The 21,743-nt window shown below is 61.1% G+C and carries 20 protein-coding genes; 11 read left to right on the top strand and 9 right to left on the bottom strand.

Translation table 11 applies throughout. The annotated features are described in order from the left end of the window. Window positions 1-32: 32 nt before the first annotated feature. Genes hutI through hutU form a run of 4 tightly spaced genes read left to right on the top strand, consistent with a single transcriptional unit; the run spans window position 33 to window position 5,357 of the window. Window positions 33-1,283: an imidazolonepropionase gene (hutI, locus tag AC1D17_RS02915; RefSeq protein ID WP_477563939.1), complete on the top strand. Its 1,251-nt coding sequence runs from the start codon at window positions 33-35 to the stop codon at window positions 1,281-1,283. Between the two features lie 49 nt (window positions 1,284-1,332). After that, complete coding sequence (hutH, locus tag AC1D17_RS02910) at window positions 1,333-2,868, top strand: histidine ammonia-lyase (protein WP_477563938.1); 1,536 nt, start codon at window positions 1,333-1,335, stop codon at window positions 2,866-2,868. Continuing rightward, complete coding sequence (gene hutG, locus AC1D17_RS02905; protein ID WP_477563937.1) at window positions 2,869-3,687, top strand: N-formylglutamate deformylase; 819 nt, start codon at window positions 2,869-2,871, stop codon at window positions 3,685-3,687. Then, entirely contained in the window at window positions 3,684-5,357 is a 1,674-nt protein-coding gene (gene hutU / locus AC1D17_RS02900; RefSeq protein WP_477563936.1) for a urocanate hydratase, read from the top strand. Before hutG ends, hutU begins: the two co-directional genes overlap by 4 nt. A gap of 3 nt (window positions 5,358-5,360) precedes the next feature. Here the strand turns inward: hutU and AC1D17_RS02895 are convergent, their stop codons facing one another. Then, the gene (locus AC1D17_RS02895; protein ID WP_477563935.1) at window positions 5,361-5,564 is read right to left on the bottom strand and encodes a PIN domain-containing protein; all 204 of its coding nucleotides are present in this window, start codon (window positions 5,562-5,564) and stop codon (window positions 5,361-5,363) included. 63 nt (window positions 5,565-5,627) lie between these two features. Next, a complete protein-coding gene (locus AC1D17_RS02890) occupies window positions 5,628-5,891 on the bottom strand; it encodes a type II toxin-antitoxin system Phd/YefM family antitoxin (protein ID WP_477563934.1) in 264 nt (87 codons plus the stop codon). A gap of 84 nt (window positions 5,892-5,975) precedes the next feature. Here AC1D17_RS02890 and AC1D17_RS02885 point away from each other — a divergent pair, with 84 nt between their 5' ends. The 4 genes from AC1D17_RS02885 (at window position 5,976) to AC1D17_RS02870 (ending at window position 9,435) form a co-directional block, all read left to right on the top strand. Next, a complete protein-coding gene (locus AC1D17_RS02885; protein WP_477564249.1) occupies window positions 5,976-6,542 on the top strand; it encodes a HutD/Ves family protein in 567 nt (188 codons plus the stop codon). 285 nt (window positions 6,543-6,827) lie between these two features. Next, a complete protein-coding gene (locus tag AC1D17_RS02880; protein ID WP_477563933.1) occupies window positions 6,828-7,931 on the top strand; it encodes a serine kinase in 1,104 nt (367 codons plus the stop codon). Next, entirely contained in the window at window positions 7,888-9,006 is a 1,119-nt protein-coding gene (locus tag AC1D17_RS02875) for a nucleotidyltransferase family protein (RefSeq protein WP_477563932.1), read from the top strand. The genes AC1D17_RS02880 and AC1D17_RS02875 overlap by 44 nt, the downstream gene beginning before the upstream one ends. A 165-nt stretch (window positions 9,007-9,171) precedes the next feature. After that, a complete protein-coding gene (locus AC1D17_RS02870; protein ID WP_477563931.1) occupies window positions 9,172-9,435 on the top strand; it encodes a hypothetical protein in 264 nt (87 codons plus the stop codon). Window positions 9,436-9,518: 83 nt separating this feature from the next. Here AC1D17_RS02870 and solA read toward each other — a convergent pair whose 3' ends face one another. The 6 genes from solA to AC1D17_RS02840 all read right to left on the bottom strand — a co-directional run bounded on the left by solA (window position 9,519) and on the right by AC1D17_RS02840 (window position 15,417). After that, on the bottom strand, window positions 9,519-10,676 hold the full coding sequence (gene solA, locus AC1D17_RS02865; protein WP_477563930.1) for an N-methyl-L-tryptophan oxidase: 1,158 nt from the start codon (window positions 10,674-10,676) through the stop codon (window positions 9,519-9,521). A gap of 36 nt (window positions 10,677-10,712) precedes the next feature. Then, entirely contained in the window at window positions 10,713-12,206 is a 1,494-nt protein-coding gene (locus tag AC1D17_RS02860; protein WP_477563929.1) for an HAL/PAL/TAL family ammonia-lyase, read from the bottom strand. A 2-nt stretch (window positions 12,207-12,208) separates the two neighbouring features. Continuing rightward, on the bottom strand, window positions 12,209-12,979 hold the full coding sequence (locus tag AC1D17_RS02855) for an ABC transporter ATP-binding protein (RefSeq protein ID WP_477564248.1): 771 nt from the start codon (window positions 12,977-12,979) through the stop codon (window positions 12,209-12,211). A 32-nt stretch (window positions 12,980-13,011) separates the two neighbouring features. Further along, window positions 13,012-13,722, bottom strand: a complete 711-nt coding sequence (locus AC1D17_RS02850) for an ABC transporter permease (RefSeq protein WP_477563928.1) — start codon at window positions 13,720-13,722, stop codon at window positions 13,012-13,014. A gap of 15 nt (window positions 13,723-13,737) precedes the next feature. Further along, complete coding sequence (locus AC1D17_RS02845; RefSeq protein ID WP_477563927.1) at window positions 13,738-14,460, bottom strand: ABC transporter permease; 723 nt, start codon at window positions 14,458-14,460, stop codon at window positions 13,738-13,740. A gap of 138 nt (window positions 14,461-14,598) precedes the next feature. Then, complete coding sequence (locus tag AC1D17_RS02840; RefSeq protein ID WP_477564247.1) at window positions 14,599-15,417, bottom strand: transporter substrate-binding domain-containing protein; 819 nt, start codon at window positions 15,415-15,417, stop codon at window positions 14,599-14,601. 212 nt (window positions 15,418-15,629) lie between these two features. On the opposite strand from AC1D17_RS02840, the gene hutC reads away from it, so the two are divergent. Further along, the gene (hutC, locus tag AC1D17_RS02835) at window positions 15,630-16,397 is read left to right on the top strand and encodes a histidine utilization repressor (protein WP_477563926.1); all 768 of its coding nucleotides are present in this window, start codon (window positions 15,630-15,632) and stop codon (window positions 16,395-16,397) included. 54 nt (window positions 16,398-16,451) lie between these two features. On the opposite strand, the gene AC1D17_RS02830 is transcribed toward hutC, so the two are convergent. After that, complete coding sequence (locus AC1D17_RS02830; RefSeq protein WP_477563925.1) at window positions 16,452-17,051, bottom strand: TetR/AcrR family transcriptional regulator; 600 nt, start codon at window positions 17,049-17,051, stop codon at window positions 16,452-16,454. Between the two features lie 187 nt (window positions 17,052-17,238). Here AC1D17_RS02830 and AC1D17_RS02825 point away from each other — a divergent pair, with 187 nt between their 5' ends. Further along, window positions 17,239-18,459 (top strand): efflux RND transporter periplasmic adaptor subunit, encoded by a 1,221-nt coding sequence (locus AC1D17_RS02825; protein ID WP_477563924.1) that lies wholly within the window; start codon window positions 17,239-17,241, stop codon window positions 18,457-18,459. 39 nt (window positions 18,460-18,498) lie between these two features. After that, window positions 18,499-21,726, top strand: a complete 3,228-nt coding sequence (locus tag AC1D17_RS02820; protein ID WP_477563923.1) for an efflux RND transporter permease subunit — start codon at window positions 18,499-18,501, stop codon at window positions 21,724-21,726. Window positions 21,727-21,743 lie beyond the last annotated feature (17 nt).

The following is a 21,743-nucleotide window of genomic DNA, read 5'->3' as shown; positions in this document are numbered from 1 at the left end:
ATAACAACACGAAAAGGAAAGGCTAGAAAACGATGTCTTCCATAAAATCAACGCGAGACAGCGACCGGTCAACCGCTTGCGATCGCCTCTGGCGAAATGCCCGGCTTGCGACGCTGAACCCGGCCTTGCCGGGTCTCGGCCTTGTGGAAAATGGCGTCATCGCCGTTCAGGACGGCCGCATCCTCTACGCCGGCGACGAAGCAAACTTGCCGTTCTCCGTTGACGACACTGGCGAGATCATCGACTGCGGCGGCCGCTGGATCACGCCCGGCCTGATCGACTGCCACACGCATCTGGTTCATGCCGGCGACCGCGCCAACGAATTCGAAATGCGGCTTGCGGGCGCCACCTACGAAGAGGTCGCCCGTGCCGGTGGTGGCATCGTTTCCTCCGTCCGCGCGCTACGCGAAGCAAGCGAAGACGAGCTTGTGCGGCAAACACTTCCCCGGCTGGACGCATTGATGGCCGAGGGCGTCACCACAGTCGAGGTCAAATCCGGCTACGGCCTTGACCTCGAGAACGAAGCGAAAGCCCTGCGCGCCGCCCGCCGTCTCGGCGAAGAACGCGATGTCGCTGTGCGCACCACATTCCTCGGCGCACATGCACTGCCGCCGGAATTCAAGGGCGACAAGGCCGGCTATATCGCCAAGGTCGTCGACGAGATGCTGCCCGCGATTGCGGCGCAAGGACTGGCCGATGCAGTCGATGGTTTCTGCGAAGGTATCGCCTTTTCGACCGACGAAATGCGGCAGGTGTTCGACGCTGCAAAGGCACATGGCCTGCCGGTCAAGCTCCACGCCGACCAACTCTCCAATCTTCACGGTGCAGCGCTTGCCGCCGAATATGGTGCGCTCTCGGCAGATCATCTCGAATATACCGATGAAGCCGGCGCGCAAGCAATGGCAAAGAGTGGTACTGTCGCCGTCATTCTGCCCGGTGCCTTCTATTTCATCCGCGAAACGAAGAAGCCGCCGGTCGATCTGTTCCGCAAAACGGGCGTTGCGATGGCGATCGCCACCGATAATAATCCCGGCACCTCGCCGCTGACCTCGCTGCTTTTGACCATGAACATGGCGGCGACCCTGTTCGACATGACGGTCACCGAATGCATCGCCGGCGTGACGCGGGAGGCGGCGCGCGCGCTGGGGCTCGTCGACGAAGTGGGGACGCTCGAACCCGGAAAATGGGCCGATTTCGCCATATGGAATATCGAGCGGCCCGCTGAACTCGTCTACCGCATGGGCTTTAACCCGCTGCATGCGCGCGTCCGCAACGGACATTGAAATTTAAAGACGCGTGAGTCTGGCTCCGCGCATTGGTGAGGACTTCTTGATGACACTTATTCTTCAGCCGGGCTCGGTCCCGCTTTCGACCCTCGAAACCATCTACTGGGCCGGCGAGCCCGCCCGTCTTGATCCCTCCTTCGACAAGGGGATCGAGAAGGCCGCTGCCCGCATCGCCGAGATCGCCGCCGGCAACGCGCCGGTCTACGGCATCAACACCGGCTTCGGCAAACTGGCGAGCATCAAGATCGATGCCGCCGACGTCGCCATCCTGCAGCGCAATCTGATCCTTTCCCATTGCTGCGGCGTCGGCCAGCCGCTGGCTGAAAACATCGTCCGCCTGATCATGGCGCTGAAGCTCGTCTCGCTCGGCCGCGGCGCATCCGGCGTCCGGCTCGAACTCGTCCGCCTGATCGAGGGCATGCTCGAAAAGGGCGTCATCCCGGTTATCCCGGAAAAGGGCTCCGTCGGCGCATCGGGCGATCTCGCCCCGCTTGCCCATATGGCAGCCGTGATGATGGGCGAAGGCGAAGCCTTCTTCAACGGCGAGCAGCTGGATGGCCGCACCGCCCTTGAGCGCGCCGGCCTCACCCCGGTGGTGCTTGCCGCCAAGGAAGGCCTGGCGCTGATCAATGGCACGCAGACCTCCACCGCTCTGGCGCTGGCCGGCCTGTTCCGCGCCCACCGTGCGGCCCAGTCCGCACTGATCACCGGCGCGCTGTCGACCGACGCCGCCATGGGCTCGTCAGCCCCGTTCCATCCGGATATCCATACGTTGCGCGGCCACAAGGGCCAGATCGACGCTGCCGCCGCCCTGCGCGGCCTGCTCAAGGGTTCGGTGATCCGCGAAAGCCATATCGAAGGTGACGAGCGGGTTCAGGATCCCTATTGCATCCGCTGCCAGCCGCAGGTCGACGGCGCCTGCCTCGATCTCCTGCGCTCCGTTGCCCTCACGCTCGAAATCGAAGCCAACGCCGTCACCGACAATCCGCTGGTGCTCTCGGACAATTCCGTCGTCTCCGGCGGCAACTTCCACGCCGAGCCGGTGGCTTTCGCCGCCGACCAGATCGCGCTTGCCATCTGCGAGATCGGTGCCATCTCGCAGCGCCGCATCGCGCTGCTGGTCGATCCGGCACTCTCTTATGGTCTGCCGGCGTTCCTCGCCAAGAAGCCGGGCCTCAACTCCGGCCTGATGATCGCCGAAGTTACCTCGGCCGCGTTGATGTCCGAAAACAAGCAGATGTCGCATCCGGCCTCGGTCGATTCGACGCCGACTTCGGCCAATCAGGAAGATCACGTCTCCATGGCATGCCACGGCGCCCGCCGCCTGCTGCAGATGACCGACAACCTGTTCGCCATCATCGGCATCGAGGCGCTGACAGCCGCTCAAGGCATCGACTTCCGCGCACCACTCATCACCAGCCCGGAACTGATGAGCGCCATCAGTGCGGTCCGCAAGGTCGTACCGACGCTGGAGATCGATCGCTACATGGCGACCGATCTTAAGGCAGCGAGCGACCTTATCGCCACCGGCGCGCTGAACGCCGCAGTGTCCACCGCCATCCTTCCGGTTCTGGAGGCTTGAGTGAGCGTCTTTGAAGTCAAACAGGGGTCATCACCCGTCATTCTCGGCTTCCCGCACACCGGCACCGATGTTCCACCGGCGATCTGGGAGCAGCTGAACGACAATGGCCGCATCCTTGCCGACACCGACTGGCACATCCACCATCTCTACGATGGTTTGCTGCCCGACGTGACGACGGTGCGCGCCACCTTCCATCGCTACGTCATAGACGCCAATCGCGATCCGGAAGGCGTCAGCCTCTATCCCGGCCAGAACACGACCGGCCTCGTTCCGGGCACCGATTTCGACGGCGTCCCGATCTGGAAGGATGGCGAAGAACCGGCTGAGGCCGACATTGCCGCCCGGCTCGCCGATTTCCATGCGCCCTATCATGCGGCACTATCAGCCGAAATCGAGCGTGTGAAAGCGATCCATGGTATCGCAGTGCTTTACGATTGCCATTCGATCCGCTCGGATATTCCGTTCCTGTTCGAAGGCACGCTGCCTGATTTCAACATCGGCACCGACAGCGGCAAGACCTGCGATCTGGCCATCCAGAACGCAGCCGTCGATGTCGTCCTCAGCGCACCGGACCATACCAGCATCCTCAACGGCCGCTTCAAAGGCGGCTGGACCACGCGACACTATGGCAGGCCGGAAACCGGCGTGCATGCAATCCAGATGGAGCTGGCGCAGTCCACCCATCTGACGACCGAGACGCCGCCATTCGCCTACGACGAAGCCAAGGCGGCCAGACTTCGCATTCACCTGAAAGACATTCTTGCGCGCATCGAAACATCTGCGCTGACACTGGCACACACCAAAAGGGGAACCAAATGACCAATCCTCGTCACAATATCCGCGACGTCCGCGCCGCCCGTGGCACCGAACTGACCGCAAAGTCCTGGATGACCGAAGCGCCGCTTCGCATGCTGATGAACAATCTCGACCCGGAAGTGGCCGAGAACCCGCACGAACTGGTCGTCTATGGCGGCATCGGCCGCGCCGCCCGCACCTGGGCGGATTTCGACAAGATCGTCGAGACGCTGCGCGATCTCAACGAGGACGAAACCCTGATGGTGCAGTCCGGCAAGCCGGTCGGCGTGTTCCGCACCCACAAGGATGCGCCGCGCGTGCTGATCGCCAACTCCAACCTCGTACCGCACTGGGCGACCTGGGATCATTTCAACGAGCTGGATAAGAAGGGTCTCGCCATGTACGGCCAGATGACCGCCGGCTCGTGGATCTATATCGGTTCGCAGGGCATCGTGCAGGGCACCTACGAAACCTTCGTCGAAGCCGGCCGCCAGCATTACAATGGCGACCTCAAGGGCAAATGGGTCCTGACCGGCGGTCTCGGCGGCATGGGCGGCGCTCAGCCACTCGCAGCCGTCATGGCAGGCGCCTGCTGCCTCGCCGTCGAATGCAATCCCGATTCGATCGATTTCCGCCTGCGCACCCGCTACGTCGATGCGCGCGCCGAAACACTCGATGAGGCGATGGCCATGATCGAGCGCTGGACCGCTGCCGGTGAAGCCAAGTCCGTCGGCCTGCTCGGCAACTGCGCCGAGATCCTGCCGGAAATGGTTCGCCGCGGCATCCGCCCCGACATGGTCACCGACCAGACCTCGGCCCACGACCCGATCAACGGCTACCTGCCGAAGGGCTGGACCATGGCTCAGTGGAAGGAAAAGCGCGAAAGCGATCCGAAAGCTGTCGAAAAGGCCGCCCGCGCTTCGATGCGCGAACATGTCGAGGCGATGATCGCCTTCCAGGACATGGGCATCCCGACCTTCGACTACGGCAACAACATCCGCCAGGTCGCCAAGGAAGAGGGCCTCGAAAACGCTTTCGCTTTCCCGGGTTTCGTGCCGGCCTATATCCGCCCGCTGTTCTGCCGCGGCATCGGTCCGTTCCGCTGGGCAGCGCTCTCCGGCGATCCGGAAGATATCCGCAAGACCGACGCCAAGGTGAAGGAACTCACACCCGGCAACAAGCACCTGCACAACTGGCTCGACATGGCCGCCGAGCGCATTGCGTTCCAGGGCCTGCCTGCACGTATTTGCTGGGTCGGCCTCGGTGATCGCCACCGTCTCGGCCTCGCCTTCAACGAGATGGTCAAGAATGGCGAACTCAGCGCCCCGGTCGTCATCGGCCGCGACCACCTCGACTCAGGCTCCGTCGCCTCGCCGAACCGCGAGACCGAAGCCATGAAGGACGGCTCGGACGCCGTATCCGACTGGCCGCTTTTGAATGCGTTGCTCAACACCGCATCGGGCGCCACCTGGGTATCGTTGCACCACGGCGGCGGCGTCGGCATGGGCTTCAGCCAGCATTCGGGCGTCGTCATCTGCGCCGACGGCACCGACGATGCTGCCCGCCGTCTGGAACGCGTGCTCTGGAACGATCCGGCAACCGGCGTCATGCGCCATGCCGACGCGGGCTATGACATCGCCCTCGATTGCGCCAAGGAAAAGGGCCTGCGCCTGCCGGGTATTCTCGGCAACTAAGGCCTAGACCGGCCGGATAAGACCGCCGTATTTTGCGACGGTCTTATCCGAGGTGAGAAGGGACACCCCCTCACTAACGGCCTGCGCGATCAAAATTCGATCGAAGAGGTCTTTGTGAAGCAAAGGCAGACCCGCAATCGCAATTGCGTGTTTGCTATTAATGGGAAGCTCCGTGGTTGCTCGTATCTTCAATGAGCAGCCTGGCACCTGTCGACAGAAGATCGATATCGCCAGCTGCCCAGATCAGGATATGTGTATCGAACAGAAATCTCATCGGTGTTTGAATTTGTCGGGATTGCCGTAAAACATCTCTTCGATTTCATCGGCCATCACCGTATCGAAGTCGTCCGGTACGACGATTTCGCCTTTCATGAAGCCGATCCGGCGCTTCTTTGGTGTTTCCGCCTCATCGAGGGGCACAAGCTTTCCGATCGGCTTTCCGGCCTTGGCAATGATGAAGGATTCGCCCTTTGACACTTTTTCCATCAGGCGGGACAAATGTGTCTTGGCTTCGTGAACATTGATCGTTTCCATCACCGCCCTCCTTCGGACTTAGTCCACTAAACTTGGTCCACAGCAATGAGGTTTACAATGCACGACGAACAATCGCACGCCCGGATCAGAGTTTTGAGAGCCGCTGACCATCGCCGCATGCCATGGAAAAACGGCGGCGGCGAAACAGTCGAGATTGCGGTCTTTCCACCGGAGGCCGATCTCGCCACCTTTGGCTGGCGCATCAGCATGGCAACGGTGGCAAGCGACGGCCCGTTCTCCGTCTTTGCCGGCATCGACCGCACCCTGTCGATCATCGAAGGTGAAGGCATGGAACTCGATATTGCCGGGCGCAAACCCGTCGTGTTGACCAGAGCATCCGCGCCGCTGCCCTTCCCGGCCGATGCGGCGACATCCGCGCGGCTGGTATCAGGTACCATCGTCGATCTGAACGTCATGACCCGGCGCGGACAATGGACGCATCAGGTGGAAAAGCGGATCGTCGAAGGGCAGCACCATCTGGACGCCGAGGGCGGCGTCACGATGCTTCTTTCGCTCGGCAATATGCGGATCGAAGGTGGAGACCATGCCGAAGAGCTCGGCCGGCTCGATTGCGCCGTTCTTAAGGGCGTCGTCCTGATCACCTCCGACATGCCGGCAGAGGCTTACCTCATCCGCATCGCCGCGAGCTGAGAGTTGCACTCCGCCGCGACGAGCCCCAGCACATGGCAGATCACACGTCCGGCAGAACGCCGGCGAGATTTCTGATTGGCTCTGCATCATGCTGTGGTGCTTCCCGCGAATGCTGTGGTGCTTCCCGCGAATGCTGCTAACATACGGTGCTGATTGAGCGAGTCGGGAAGCGCGGCTCCTCTGGGGGGCGCAAGCAGTTCAGTTTGAAGATCCTCGCCATCCTGCCGCTTCGTTGAGGGTGCGGAATGTGAAAGCAGGCTTTGCCCCGGTCGAGGGAACGTCTCAATGAGATTTCGGCTCGCCGCCGGTGGACATCCCTGCTCCGTCGGCAATCGCAGAACGATTTTCGTCGAGGCATCACAACAACTCTTCGAGATCGACGAAATCACGGCCTTCATTACCTCCGAACTTTCCCGGCCAGTATCGTTCGAAACGCTGGAGGCAAGCCTTGCCGGCGAAGGCATGAGGAGACCCTCGGCGCGCGCCTATTTGACACAATATTTGCGCTTCTGGTCCCGGCAAGGATTACTGCAAGTCGAGTTCGAGGAGAGTGATGGATCGCCGCCTCGCTCTGAACTCATTGACATCACAGGCGGGGATATCCGCATAAGCTGTTACGACGAGGCGCTGATGGAACTGGTGCGCCCTATGCTGCCTCCAAGCAGTCCACGTAACAGTTCTGCGCCGAAACATTATACCCTGGCCAGATTCGGCAACGGCGTGTGCATCGCAGGGCCGGGGCAAGAGGCGTTGATCGTCAGCCGGCGGGAAGCGGTGCCGGCGCTGAAAGGTCTTCTGACCGACGAGCTCATCGCGAACCTCGACATGAATACGGCGCTCCACGGGGCGCTTCTCGCAAACGGTTCTGGGGCGGTTTTTCTCTGCGGCTCACCCGGCGCCGGCAAGACGACTTTGGCCCTCGCGCTCATGCAATGCGGCTTTCAAGTCTATGCGGACGACATCGCGCTGCTGCACACCGGCGGAACGATCAGCGGGGTTGCGTTCGCGTCGGCCGTGAAGGCGCATTCATGGAAACTGCTGCCACAGATTCGCGAAAGTCTTTTTTCGCATCCCGTGCATCTGCGTTTGGATGGCAAGCTGGTGCGCTACCTGCCGCTTACGCCTCACGAGGCCAATCGGGGAATGACATTGAAGACCATCGTTCTCCTCAACCGCACGCGGAGTGGCAAGGCAAGGACATTACCGGTGGAGCCACTGCAGGTCCTCGCGAAGATTATTTCAGAAGCCAGCAACCCGCAGCGTCGGTTGAGCACGATGCAGTTCGAGAGCATGTTGGGCGTGGTGAATGCGGCGCGGGGGATCGAATTGACCTACTCACAACTGGATGACGGCGCCCAAGCCCTGGCTCGGTTCCACGATGCGGGCTGATTTCCAGGGTCTTCGCAGCCTCGCTTCATGTCTGGTCGGCAGGTTTCCTGACGACGTTGACTGGGACTGCGTGATTGCTCTTGCAAACCAGACGATGACGATCACCTCACTCGCCGCAGCCGTCCATTCGGCCGAACCAACAGGTGTTCCCGACGAAGTGCGGGACTATCTGGACGTCATCTACACGTCCAACGCCAAGCGCAATGCAATGCTGCATTCTCAGCTTGAAGAAGCGGTGGCATGTCTCAACGAAGCGGGGATCGAGCCCGTCATCATGAAGGGTGCAGCGGTCCTTCTGAGCCAGGCAACACCCAATTTTGGCGGCCGCATCCTGATCGACCTGGATCTCATGGTACGGCCACCGAAAATGCAAGAGGCCATCCAGGCGCTTCAGGCGATCGGCTACGATGTCAGCATCGACGGCGGAGCCCGGACTTGGCCGGGCGACCCGGAAGCCCATCTGCCTACGGTGCTAGGGCGCGGTTCCGACGCGGGCAGCATCGACCTGCACTGCCGGCCCAAGGGTCCAGCGTCGTTCAAGGACATCGAATGGCTTTACCAGAATTCCACAAGGTCGGATCTCGGAAAAGGCCACGCCTACATTCCCTCCGGATTTGCCCAGATCGTCTATCTGATCCTGCATGACCAATTCCAGGACGGGGACTATTGGCGTGGTCTCATCGACCTACGCCATCTTCTGGATATCGTCTCCATCGCCAGGTCGGCGGATGAGATCGATTGGTCCGGAATCCGGTCGCTCTTTGCGGCGGGATATGAGCAGAACGCCACGGATACCCAGATTCTGACGGTCAACGCTCTTTTTGGCATACCCGATATCGCCAGGTTGAAGATCGGGATTTTGCCGCGATTTCAATTCCTTCGCCGAAAACTCCAGCTCGGTAGGGGCTACCTTCGGCATCCGCTGACGATTGCAGCATTTCTATCCGAGATTGTAAGCTACCCATCCTGGGATCGCTACGGTGGCATATCTCATGCGTCCCGCCGGCAAGAGCTGAAACGCGTCGCCCGTGAGTTTCGCCGGGTCTTTCGGCCGAAGCCTCTGGGGAAGGCGTAAGCGCTTGCCAATGTCGGGCGCTACCGACACTGCGCACAAATATATCCATTTGGTATCTGGCGGCGCGGGTACTTATGATGTACATTAGCGATTGCACATTTAAGAACATGCATTTTGCAGTAGCTACCTGGCAAAGATAAACTCATAGATTGGGGGGAGGCAAATATGCAAAAGAAGGTAAACGACGCTTACGAGGACACGGATGGCCGCCGTGAGTTCCTAAAAAGCTGTGGACGCTTTGCAGCCGTAACGCCGCCGGCGATCACTATGCTTCTGTCGACCAGCTTGACATCGAATGCGATTGCCAAGTCCGGTGGCGGCGGCGGTGGCGGTGGCAAACCCAAGGGCAACAACGGCTTTGGCAATGGCGGTGGCGACGGTATTCCGGGACATTCTGCGAAAACTGGGAAAACTGATTATAAGCGCTGATTGAGTTTTAGCAGCTGTCGCGCCTATGGCGCGACGGATGGCGTCCGCGTTTCGGATGCGGTCGCGAGCGCCATGGGCTATGCTCACGCCGCCCGCGCTGCCAGAAACCGGTCCATTGCGGCAAACGAGAAGGCGCCAATCGGCAGGTCTGTGCCGCTGTCCAGCGCCAGATCGGCAAGAATTTCACCCACGACGCTGGTGAACTTGAACCCGTGGCCAGAACAGGGCGATGCCACGACGATGCGCTTGTCGCCCGGCAAAAGGTCGATCAGAAAATCCTCGCTCGGCAGCATCGTGTAGCGGCAGGTGGCAGAGCGCACCCGCAATCCTGCGGCGGACGGAAGCCGGCGCTTGATGAAACTGTCGAGCAGACCGGTATCCCTGTCATTGACAGGCGGATTGGGCTGGTTCGGGTCGATCGGCTCGCGAAAATGCGCGTGACGGCCGACCTTGACGCCATCGACCCCGATGGCCGGGAAGCCGAAGAAAGAGCCGTTCTCACCCTCGTCGCGAATAAACACTGGCATGCGCTGCGGCATGGTGACGAAACCATCGGCCGGTTGGTACCAGGAAACGACCTGCTTGATCGGCACCGCTTGATCGCGCAGCGACGGCACGAGTTCACCGATCCATGAGCCTGTCGCTACGATCACCTTGCTAGCGCGATAGCGTCCCGTGTCCGAAACGACGGCAACCCCGCCCTCGCCCGGCTCGATCGCCGTTACCTTCTCGCCGAAATGCAAAGTCGCGCCGTCTGCCGCCGCAAGCTTCAGGTGGCCCATGACGGCCACTTCCGGCCGGAGGTACCCGCCCTGCGGATCGAGCAATGCGACTTCGTCGCTGTCCAGAGAAAACACCGGAAAACGGCGGCGCATCTCGTCCGGGCTCAGCATTTCCAGCGGCAGATTGTGAAGGGCGCAGCTTTTCTTCGTGCCGCTGACGATCTTGCTGTCAGGCTTGCCGATCTGCAGGACGCCGGTGGTCGTCAGGACGTCCTCGCGCAGTCGTGCCTCCAGCGTCCGCCAATTGGCATAGGCGCGCTGCAACAGCGGCACATAGGACGGGTCCTCGAAATAGCCGAGCCGGATCAACCGGCTATCGCCATGCGACGAGCTCAGCGCATGCGCCGGATAATAGGCGTCAATGCCGATCGCCTTCACGCCTCGGGCAGCCAGATGGGCGATGGCAGCACTTCCCATGGCGCCAAGGCCGACAACTGCAACGTCGAAATGGGCGGTCATGGCAGTATCCTTTCGGGAGTTTCAGATGCGAGCGCTTTAGATACTGGGAGGAGGCGATCCGCGCAGGAGATCGCGGGCCTTTTCCAGATCCCAGCCGAGCGGCCGGTCGTCGGCATAGGTTGGCACATCGTGACGGATATGGCGATAGAGCGCATCGGTCCCCTTGGCCCGCGGCGCGACACTGGCCTTGAAATCCTGCGCCTGTGCAGCGACTGCAAATTCAATGCCGAGTATTTGCTCGGCATTGTCGATCACCGCCAGAAGCTTGTTGGCCGCGGCCGTCGGATGACCGAGGAAATCCTCCTGCAGCGCCGATGTGATACCGCCATCAAGGCTTGCGGGTGCGCCGAGGCGCCGGTTTTCCGCAGCAAGCGCGGCTGCCGTATATTGGGCGATCATGAAGCCGGAGCCTGCGCCCGGATCGGCGGCGAGAAAGGCCGGAAGGCCGCTCACCAGCGGATTGACCAGGCGGTCGATGCGGCGTTCGCTCATCATCGATATCTGGGCGAGTGCGATGGCGAGACTATCCAGCGCCTGTCCGAGAGCCGGCGCCACAGCATGCGCCTCAGACGAGACAACCGGCGCGTCCGGCGTACCGGAAACCGCCGGATTATCGGTCACGGAAGCCAGTTCCTGATTCACCACTATGCTTGCGAAATCAAACACATCCCATCCGGCGCCATGGGCATGCGGAACCGAGCGAAGGCTCAAGGCGTCCTGCGTCCGCGCACCCTTGGCAGCTTTAATCAGGCCGCTACCGGCGAGACGCTCGCGCAGGGTCTTGCCGACCTTCTCGATTCCCGCCGACTTGCGCAGGGCAAGCACCGGCGCATCGAAAGCGGTCATCTGGCAGCCGAGTGCCTCGATCGACAGTGCGGCAATGGCATCTGCCCAATCAAGAAGCCGTTCGGCCCGGGCCAGGGCCACGGATCCAAGCCCCGTGGAGCAGGCAGTCCCGTTGACGAGGCTCAAGCCTTCCTTGGCCTGCAGAACCAGCGGCGCGACGCCAAGCGTCTTTAAAGCCTCGGCACCGGAAACGGGCTTTCCCTTCAGCCGAGCCTTGCCTTCGCCGATCAACACAAGTGCGATATGGGCATTGTGGCTGAGATAACCGGCCGACCCCCTGGATGGCACCTCGGGAATGCAGTCCTGACGCAGAAAGGTCTGCAGCAGCTCCACGATTGCCGGGCGCACTCCGGAATGGCCGTGGGAAAAATTGGCGATCTGTGCCGCAATGATGCCGCGCACCTCGCGGGCATCGAGCAACGGCCCAACGCCGCAGGCATGGCTGAGAATGATGTTGCGTGACAGGCGGCTCTGCGAAGGACGATCGACAACCGTATCAGCGAGTGCGCCGACACCGGTATTCACCCCGTAGGCCCGCACGCCGCTTTCGACGATCGCCGAAACGATCCGGCTGGCCGTTTCCACCCTCTGCCTGGCGTTGCCGGAGAGAGAAAGCGTTGCGCCATCGGCAACCGCCACCACGGCGCGCCAGTCGAGCGCCGCGTCGAGTACAATGTCTTGCACGATCAGCCTCCGAAATTGCCGATGAACTGACGGAAGCTGGGCGAACCGCCCGAGCCGAACAGTTCGTCCGGCGCACCGTCACTGTCGATCTCGCCGGATTTCATGAAGATAACCCGATTGGAGACATTGCGGGCAAAGCTCATTTCGTGGGTGACGACCAGCATGGTCATGCCTTCCTCGGCAAGCGAGCGCATGACACGCAGCACTTCACCGACCAGTTCCGGATCAAGCGCCGAGGTCGGCTCGTCGAACAGCATCACCTTCGGCTTCATGGCCAGCGAGCGGGCGATTGCGGCGCGCTGCTGCTGACCGCCCGACAGATGCGCCGGATAGGCATGGCGTTTCTCGGCGATGCCGACTTTTTCCAGCAGCGCTTCGGCTTCGGCGATGCATTCGGCGCGCGGACGCTTCAACACATGCACCGGCCCCTCGATGACGTTTTCGAGGATCGTCATATGGGACCAGAGATTGAAGGACTGGAACACCATCCCCAGCTCGGAGCGGATGCGGTCCACCTGGCGGCGATCGGCCGGGACATTCTTTCCGCCGCGCTGCTGCATCTGGATCAGTTCGCCATCGACGGAAATATCGCCGTGATCCGCGATCTCCAGAAGATTGATACAGCGCAGGAAGGTGGATTTTCCCGAGCCGCTGGCGCCGAGAAGCGATATGACGTCGCCATCGCGGGCCTCGAGCGAGATGCCGCGCAGCACCTCATGCGAGCCGAAGCTCTTGCGGATATTGCGGACGGAAAGCCGGGTCGTGCCTGCCATGGTCGTTCCAGTCTGGTTGAGGGTCGTAGGGGTCATCGCTGCGGCACCGGAAAGAGGGGCGCCGCGCGGCGGTGCGGGGTCAGCTTGTATTCAAGCAGCGCCATCGCCTGCAGGATGATGAAGTTGAGAATGAGATAGATGGCGGCCGCACAGAGGAAGACTTCCATCGTGCGGTATGTTTGCGAGATCAGCCGTTGGGCGACGCCGGTCACTTCCCAGACGGTGACAAGGCTGGCCAGCGCCGTCGATTTCACCATCATGACCACTTCGGTCGAATAGGCCGGCAGCGCGTGGCGAAAGGCAATCGGTGCGAGGATGCGGCGTGTCAAAAGGAAGCCGGACATGCCGATGGACCGCGCCGCCTCGATCTCCTTGGCCGGAATGGCGCGCAGGCCAAAGCGGAAAATTTCAGCCGAATAGCCAGCAGTGCAGAGCGCCAGCGACAGAACGGCGCAGACGAAGGGTTCACGCAATGCCGGCCACAGGAAGCTGTAGCGGATGAAGCCGAACTGACCCAGACCGTAGAAGATCAGGAACATCTGGATCAGCAGCGGTGAGCCGCGGAAAACGAAAATGTAGCCCTTGGCAAAGTTGCGGGCGACGGCGTTGCCGCTGACACGCATCCAGACAATGACAAGCGCCAGTATTCCACCGAAGAAAACGGAAAGGGAAAACAGCGCCAGCGTCATCGGCAGAGCAGCCAGCAGCGTTTTCATGGTCTCGAACATGAAGGCGATGTCCATCGCGCGTCTCCTTGATCAGGCCTGGCCGAGGCTGGTCGGCATGCTGCGATTGGCGCGCTTTTCGGCGCTGGTGAAAAAACGATCCGAGAAGCTGGTCAGGATCAGATAGAGGCAGCCGCCGACAATGAAGAACAGGAAGTGCTGCCGCGTCGAGCCGGCCGCGACCTGGCTGGTGCGCATCAGATCGGCAAGACCGGTCACGGAGACGAGGGCGGAATCCTTAAGGCTGAGCTGCCAGACATTGCCGATCCCCGGAATGGCGAAACGGAAGACCTGCGGGCCGATGATGCGGCGGAAGCGCAAGCCGCGGTTCATGCCGATCGCCTGCGCCGCCTCAAGCTCCCCTTTCGGAATGGCAAGGTAGGCACCGCGAAACACTTCGGCCTGATAGGCGCCCGAGATGATGCCGACCGCGAGCGCGCCGGCTGCAAAGGACGGAAGCCCAAGAAAGCCCTCATAGCCCATCGCCGTGCCAATGGCGGTGACGGCGCTCGATCCGCCGAAATAGACGAGATAGATGATCAACAGCTCGGGAACGCCACGAAACACCGTGGTGTAGGTGCCGCCAATCGCTCTCAGTGTCCGGCTGCCTGAGAGCTTGGCCCAGGCGACGAGCGAGCCGAGAATAGCGCCGATCAACAGTGCCACGGCGGTGACGCAAAGCGTCATCAGGGCCGCCACAAGAAGGAGCCCGCCCCAGCCGGTGGGGCCAAATCCGATCATTTGAAGTAATGCCATGCCGCAGGCGTCCCGTCGTTCCCGGCAAGGCCGGATTCCCGATCTTCAAGTGGATAATGGAAGGCCGCACTGAAAGGCGGCCTGCCGCAGCAAGTGTGGCCGCCGTTTGCAAAATAGCAAGCGGCGGCCACCTTGGGATCACGGCGTGACGTCGGTCTTGAACCACTTCATCGACAGCGTCTTGATCGTGCCGTCAGCGAGGGCGGCCTCGATGGCCTTGCTCAGCATGTCGCGCAGATCGGTATCGGCCTTGCGGACGCCGAGGCCTTCGCCGACGCCGAAGATCGTGCCGCCGATTTCAGGACCGGTAAAGGCGAGAGCGCCGCCGGACTTTTCGAAAGCGGCAATCAGGTAGACGGCATCGTCGAAAGCAAGGTCGATACGGCCGGTCTCGAGATCGAGGTCGCGCTCTGCACCCGTTTTGTATTCGCGCACCGTGGCGATTTCGCCGAAATTGTCATAGATGAACTTGGAATAGACGGTGGCGGCCTGGATGCCGATGGTCTTGCCGGCAAACGCTTCCTTCATCGCGTCGATTTCCTTGACGCCGGTCTGGCCCGGGTCGAGCTTGACGACGGTTCCGGTGCCGGCTGCATTTGCCAGCGGGCTATCCTTGGCGGTCGCGAAAGCCGCATGGGTGGCAGCGTAGGGGATGGTGAAGTCAATGATCTGCTTGCGCTCTTCGGTGATCGACAGTGCGTCCATGATCACATCGAACTTGCCGGCGTTGAGCGCCGGGATCATGCCATCCCAATCGGAAGCAACGAGATTGCACTCGACCTTCATGTGGTCGCAGAGATACTTGGCCAGTTCAGGCTCGAAACCACCGAGCGTGCCATCCGGATTGGTCAGGTTCCAGGGCGCATAGGCGCCTTCAAGGGTAATGGTAACGGTCTTCCAGTCCTTGGCCTGCGCCAACGGAGCGGACAGCGTTGCAAATGCGACGGCACCAGCCATCAGAAATTTTGACAGATTCATGTTCACGTTCCTCTGGGTTTATTTTCGACGTCCACCGATCTTGCGCCGGCTTTATAATAGCTGATGGACGGGAGACTGAAAAATGCCTCTGAACATCCATGTTGTATATGGTACCATATGCTAATTTTTATGGTATGCAAGTGGGCGGCCGCATTTGAATGCAAAATTAGTTCCGCCCAAGGAATAAGCATATGAAACGAAGCAATGACCAGAACGCTCCGTTAAAGTGGGACTCCAGCGACAATGACGGCTCGCCGCTTTATGCCGGCGTCAAGCAGATGATCCTCGACCGAATCCAGAGCGGCGAGTGGCCGCCGAAACATCGCGTCCCCTCGGAGAATGAATTGGTCGCGGAACTGGGCGTCAGCAAGATGACCGCCAACCGGGCGCTACGCGAACTGGCAAGCGAAGGCGAACTTGTGCGCATCCAGGGCGTCGGCTCCTTCGTCGCCGAGCGCAAGGGCTATTCCGAACTGTTCGAAGTGCGCAACATTGCCGAGGAGATCGATGAGCGAGGCCATACACATCAGGCTTCCGTGATCGTTTTGGCCCGGGAAACCGCGGCCCCGGATGTCGCCGATGCGCTTGGTCTGCCGATCGGAGCGTCGGTGTTTCATTCGCTGATCGTGCACAGCGAAAACGGCGTTCCGGTCCAGATCGAAGACCGTTTCGTCAACCCGGAAGCAGCGCCCGGCTACCTGGAACAGGACTTTACGGTCCAGACACCAAATGTCTATTTGACGGCCGAAGCGCCCTTGAGCGGGTCCGAACACATCGTCGAAGCCGCCATGCCGCAACCTTGGGAATGCAAGCTTCTGGTCATTTTGCGCACGGAGCCGTGCCTGCTCATTCGCCGCCGCACATGGTCATCGAAACGTGCCGTATCCTTTGCGCGACTGGTCTACCCCGGCAACCGGTACCGGCTGGAATCACGCAACGGAAAGATGACGGATGAGTGATTCCGACCGCAAACACTGACTATGTTGTATATGGAACTTAGGTAACCGCTTGATTCAGTTCTGCGATGCGCCAGGTTCGGGCCAGAATTGCAGCGCCATGTCGATGACGCGGTACAGCGCAGAGCGATCCGCGCCGGAGGCCGCCTGAATTGCGGTCCCCTGCGAGATGGTCATGATATAGCGGGCAAGATCATAGGGCTCGTGCCCGGCAGGCAGGTCACCCTCTTTTGCGGCCTGCTCGAACCGTTTGCCCAGCTCCCGCTCACCGCGTTGCCGGTTTTCGATCAGGCATTTCTGGATTTCGGCGGCAGCCTCGCTACAGGCGAGCGCGCCATTGATGCCAAGGCACCCGCTCGGGCTGGTTTCCGCGGTCTGGGAATCGGCAAAGCCCCTTAAGATTTTCTCGGCAACATCGCGTGCCTTCGGTTCGTTCAGGGCTTCATGGAAGAAGTTCATCTTGGTACGCTCGTAGCGTTCCAATGCCTTGAGAAATAGGCCTTCCTTGTTGCCGAAGACGCCATAGAGGCTCGGCTTGGTGATGCCCATGCCTTCCGTCAGGTCGGTCAACGACGTGCCTTCATAGCCCTTTCGCCAGAACAACTCCATCGCCGTTTCAAGGGCATCGTCGACATCGAACTCTCTTGGCCGTCCCATGGGGGTGGGCCCTCCCGAATTTTTTTATACCGATCGGTATACAATTCGATTGACATCGATCGGCTGAAGAACTTATTTCTATACCGAACGGTATTGAACGTCAATGCAACCCTTGCCCAAATCCTTCACCTCCCACGAAGGGCACAAGGCAGCCCACCACCCGGGGCAGAAATTCAGGATAGCCGCCATGTCATTTGGAACTTTCAGAACCAAGCTTCTTACCACTGGCCTCGTCCTTGCGGTCGCGACCATCGCGCCGACAGTCTACTTCGAACTGCAGGGCAGCCCGGCCGGCAGCGGCAACGCGGCCGACGCATCGACTTCAGCGCCTGTTGCGGTGCCTGTCTCCGTTGCGGTCGTCGAGGCGAAATCCGTGACCCAATGGAGCGAATTCTCAGGTCGCCTCGAAGCGGTCGATCATGTCGAGCTGCGCTCCCGCGTCGCCGGCGCCATCCAGTCGGTCCATTTCCAGGAAGGCGCGATCGTTAACAAGGGCGATCTGCTCGTCACCATCGATCCCGCCCCCTTCCAAGCGGAAGTGGCACGCGCGCAGGCAAGTGTTACCGCAGCCGAAGCACGGGCTTCGCTTGCCCGCATCGAACTCAAGCGCGGCACCCAGCTTTTAGCGTCCAATGCTGTGTCGCAAAGCGAAGTCGATCAGCGCATGAACGGCCTTGCGAGTGCCGAAGCCGAAGTCGGCGCGGCGCGCGCAGTGTTGCAATCGGCAGCGCTCAATCTCGGCTACACCGAAATCCGCGCCCCGATCACCGGCCGCGTCGGCAAGATCGAGATCACCGCCGGCAATCTGATCGCTGCTGGTCCCACATCGCCAATCCTCACCCGGCTGGTGTCCTTGAGCCCGATTTATGCAAGCTTCGACGCGGACGAGCGCATCGTCTCGGGCATTCTCGCCGAGCTGCCGGAAGGGGTCAACGCCCGCAACTTTATCGACCGCGTTCCGGTGCGCATGGATGTCGCCGGGCTGCCGGGCGTGAGCGGCAAGCTTCAGCTCGTCGATAACAGCGTTGATCCTGAAAGCGGCACGATCCGCGTGCGCGCCGTGTTCGATAATGCCAATGGCGCCTTGATGCCGGGTCAGTTCGCCCGGTTGAGCATGGGCCAGGCGAAATCCGAAGACGCCGTGCTTGTGCATGAACGGGCGATCGGCACCGACCAGAACAAGAAATTCGTCATGGTCGTCAAGCCGGACAATACCGCCGAATATCGCGAAATCACCGTCGGCATGAAATCCGATGGACTTCGGGTCGTTACGGCTGGCCTGAAAGCTCAGGAACGCATCATCGTCAACGGCTTGCAGCGCATCCGGCCCGGCGCGCTCGTGGCGCCTGAAATGGTCTCCATGAACCCGGCGGCAAATCCCGGGCAGCAAGCCTCGATAACCAACTAAGCCTTTCTCCGGCACTTCAGCACAAGGGCGGATCACGCCATGAATATCTCCAGGTTCTTTATCGATCGCCCGGTTTTCGCGGGCGTCCTGTCCTTCATCATCTTCCTTGGCGGGCTGATCGCCATGACCATCCTGCCGATTTCCGAGTATCCGGACGTCGTGCCTCCGCAGGTCGTCGTGCGCGCCAACTATCCAGGCGCAAACCCGAAAGTCATCGCCGAGACCGTGGCGACGCCACTGGAGGAATCGATCAATGGCGTCGAGGACATGCTCTATATGAGCAGCCAGGCGACCACCGACGGCCTGATGACGCTGACCGTGACCTTCAAGCTCGGCACCGATCCGGACCAGGCGCAACAGCTTGTCCAGAACCGCGTCAGCCAGGCCGAGCCGCGGTTGCCGGAAGAGGTGCGCCGCCTTGGCGTCACCACCATCAAGAGCTCCCCCGACCTGATGATGGTCGTGCACCTGACATCGCCCGAAGGCCGCTACGACATGACCTATCTGCGCAACTACGCGCTGATCAACGTCAAGGACAGGCTCGCCCGCATCGACGGCGTCGGCCAGGTCCAGCTGTTCGGCTCCGGCGACTACTCGATGCGCATCTGGCTCGATCCACAGAAGATGGCGCAGCTGGGCCTCTCCGCCTCCGATATCGTCAATGAAATCCGCGCTCAGAACATCCAGGCTGCCGCCGGCGTCATCGGTTCGTCGCCGAACCAGCAGGGCGTCGATCTTCAGCTTTCGGTGAACGCGCAGGGACGCCTGCAGAGCGAGGAAGAGTTCGGCGAAATCATCATCAAGACGAGCCCGACCGGAGCGATCACCCGGCTGCGGGACGTTTCCCGCATCGAGCTCGGCTCGGCCGAATACTCGCTGCGCTCGCTGCTGAACAACAAGCAGGCTGTCGCCATTCCGGTTTTCCAGGCTCCCGGATCGAACGCGATCGAGATCGCCGATCAGGTCCGCACAACCATGCAGGAAATCAAGGCGTCGATGCCGCAGGATGTCGACTACGAGATCGTCTATGACACGACGCAATTCGTCCGCGCCTCGATCGAGGCGGTCGTCGATACCCTGCTCGAAGCCATCGCGCTGGTCGTCATCGTCGTCATCATCTTCCTGCAGACATGGCGCGCCTCGATCATTCCGCTGATCGCGGTTCCCGTTTCCATCATCGGCACGTTCGCGGTGATGCAGATGCTGGGTTTTTCGATCAACGCACTCAGCCTCTTCGGCCTCGTTCTGGCGATCGGTATCGTCGTCGATGACGCGATCGTCGTCGTCGAAAACGTCGAGCGCAACATCGAGGATGGGCTTTCTCCGCGCGAGGCAACCTACAAGGCCATGACCGAAGTCTCCGGCCCGATCATCGCGATCGCGCTGGTGCTGGTCGCCGTGTTCGTACCGCTCGCCTTCATCTCCGGCCTGACCGGCCAGTTCTACAAGCAGTTCGCCCTGACGATCGCCATCTCGACCGTCATATCGGCCTTCAACTCGCTCACCCTGTCTCCGGCGCTTGCCGCTCTGCTTCTGCGCGGCCATGATGCGCCGAAGGACCGGTTGACGCGGATCATGGACGTCCTGTTCGGCTGGTTCTTCCGTGGTTTCAACGCCGTCTTTTCGCGCGGATCGCGGGCCTACAGCTCAGGCGTCAAGGGCGTTATCTCGCGCAAGACCCTGATGATGGGCGTCTATCTGCTGCTCGTCGGCGCAACCGTGTTCTTCTTCAAGGCCGTGCCCGGCGGTTTCGTACCACCGCAGGACAAGCAGTATCTGGTCGGCTTCACCCAGCTGCCGGACGGCGCCTCGCTCGACCGCACAGAAGAGGTGATCCGCCGCATCAGCGATATTTCCCTGAAGGTTCCAGGCGTTGAAAGCGCCATCGCCTTCCCGGGTCTATCGATCAACGGCTTCACCAACTCCTCCAATGCCGGCATCGTCTTCCTGTCGCTGAAACCATTTGAAGAACGCACGACGCCGGATCTTTCGGCTGGTGCAATCGCAGGAAGGCTCAACCAGGAACTCAGCGTCATCCAGGAATCCTTCAGCGCCATCTTCCCGCCGCCTCCGGTCCAGGGTCTCGGTGCGATCGGCGGCTTCAAGCTGCAGCTGGAAGACAAGGCCGGCCTTGGTTACGAGGCGCTCGACGCCGCCGTGAAGGGTTTCATGGCCAAGGCCTATACGACGCCTGAACTGGTCGGCATGTTCTCCAGCTATCAGGTCAACGTTCCGCAGCTCTATGCCGACGTCGACCGGGCCAAGGCGCGCCAGCTGAATGTTCCGCTGACGGAGATCTTCAACACGCTGCAGATCTATCTGGGTTCGGTCTATGTCAACGACTTCAACAAGTTCGGAAGAACCTATTCCGTGCGTGTGCAGGCCGATGCCAACTACCGCGCCCAGGCCGAAGACATCGGCAAACTGGAAGTCCGCTCGAACTCCGGCGAGATGATCCCGCTGTCGGCGGTGCTTAACGTCACCTCGAGTGCCGGTCCGGAACGCGCCATGCGCTACAACGGCTTCCTTTCCGCCGATATCAACGGCAACACGGCACCCGGCTATTCATCCGGCCAGGCCCGCGCAGCCGTCGAACGGATCGCTGCCGAAACCCTGCCTGCAGGCGTCACCTTCGAGTGGACGGAGCTGACCTACCAGGAGATCATTGCCGGCAATACCGGTATCCTGATCTTCCCGCTGTCGATCCTGCTCGTCTTTCTGGTGCTGGCAGCGCAGTACGAGAGCCTGACGCTACCGCTGTCGATCATCATGATCATCCCGATGGCGCTTCTGGCTGCACTGGGCGGGGTCTGGCTGACGGCGGGCGACAACAACGTCTTCACCCAGATCGGCTTGATCGTGCTGGTGGGATTGTCGGCCAAGAACGCCATCCTGATCGTCGAGTTCGCCCGGGAGCTCGAGTTCGAAGGGGCGACACCCTTCGACGCCGTCATCAAGGCCAGCCGCCTGCGCCTGCGCCCGATCCTGATGACATCGATGGCGTTCATCATGGGTGTTGTGCCGCTGGTCATCTCGACCGGCGCAGGTGCTGAAATGCGCCACGCAATGGGTGTCGCCGTGTTCTCCGGTATGATCGGCGTGACGCTGTTCGGCCTCTTCCTCACTCCGGTCTTCTACACGCTGGTGCGTGCGATGACCGGAAACCGGCCGCTGAAGAAGAACGGTGTCCATACTGCCCCGCCAACAGCGACGGTCACGCAACTGCATACCCAGCCGCAGTTGCCGGGGCTTGAAGCCGCCGAGTGAATTACCGGCCAATACAA

The organism is Pararhizobium sp. P1_E7 (assembly GCF_056405855.1).
The sequence above is the reverse complement of the archived record's forward strand: the minus strand, read 5'-3'. Positions and strand labels throughout refer to the sequence as shown.